This window comes from Cupriavidus sp. UYPR2.512 (assembly GCF_000379565.1).
Lineage (GTDB): Bacteria > Pseudomonadota > Gammaproteobacteria > Burkholderiales > Burkholderiaceae > Cupriavidus.
On sequence record NZ_KB903130.1, the window covers coordinates 1 to 1,156 of the forward strand.

The following is a 1,156-nucleotide window of genomic DNA, read 5'->3' on the forward strand; positions in this document are numbered from 1 at the left end:
GCTGGCGCCGATGGCAAGACGAACGTTGGGAACTTCCAATGGGCGGCACAGGGTGGGCTGAACATGGCAGGTGCTCCGAATCGGACAGGGGTCTACAAGCCGTCGCCCCCGCCTCTGGCACGATAGGAACAGGTGCCCCTCTCCGCACTGAGCAAGTTGGTGTAGGTTCGACCGTCCGGGACAGGGGTACCGGGGAGCACTTCGGGTGGGCAGGCAGTTCATATACGCGTTGAGCTGCGAACTCGTGTTAGTAGTTGGCCGGCCCTGCGACCCGCCGGTTGCGCTGCGAGCGCGAATCCGTAGTTGTCGTGCTGTCTCACCGGCTCCCATTTGCGATGTTTCTCATAGGAGACGCCATTGCGAATGATTGGACTAGATGTATCGCGATCCGTAGCCGAGACGCCTATTTGGAGAACGGCCTGCTACGTGCCGGCGGGCGCGTCGGACTGCGACGCGACGAGCTGGAACGCTTTGCCGCCAAGCGAAGCCGCGACGATTGCGGCTTGCGTGAAGATGGACAAGATCGATGCGGCAATCCTTGCGCAACTCTATGCCAGTGGCTTCCTGCCCGAGGTCTGGATTCCAGACGAGGCGAAGATCACCGCCCGCCGGATATCGGGCGGAAACACGAAGAACGGTATGACGTGCTCCCAGGCGCGTCCACGACAGCACGATCTTGGGTACTTGGCGCCCCACGGGCCGTCGGCGAAGGCCTCCAGCGCCTGTGCCAGCACCTGCGCTCCTTGTAGCTGGCGTAGTCCATGCTGTTGCGGATCCAATGCACAATGCAGGCTTGTACCATGCGGGGATAGGCCGTGGCTACGGCTTCGGTCAACTTCTTGAGGCCGTCGACCACCGTGATCAGGATGTCCTGACAGCCTCGGCTCTTGAGTTCGTTGAAGACTTGAGCCAGAACTTGCTATCAGACGCTGGCCGAGATCATCGTCGGCGAGCTGCTGGATGATTTCCTTCTCGATCCCGGCGATCTGTTCGCTGAGATACTTGAAGTGTTCATGCAAGCGCTCGAGCGCCGTAACCAGGCGTGGTGGCAAGGAGTGTTCTCCTAGTGCAATGTTCCATTCTGTTTGGAACTTAAGCGGCGGTTGGCACGAATGACCTTCTGTAGGATGTCGCGAGCGCTCTTGGTCCAGATGAA

The 1,156-nt window shown here is 60.0% G+C and carries 2 pseudogenes; both read right to left on the reverse strand.

What is annotated here, in order from left to right:
- Positions 1 to 572: 572 nt before the first annotated feature.
- A pseudogene (locus A3A5_RS42095) lies at positions 573 to 921 on the reverse strand (transposase); the annotation flags it as partial.
- Positions 909 to 1,067: pseudogene (locus A3A5_RS43555) on the reverse strand (IS110 family transposase); the annotation flags it as partial. The pseudogenes A3A5_RS43555 and A3A5_RS42095, both read right to left, overlap by 13 nt.
- Positions 1,068 to 1,156: the final 89 nt, after the last annotated feature.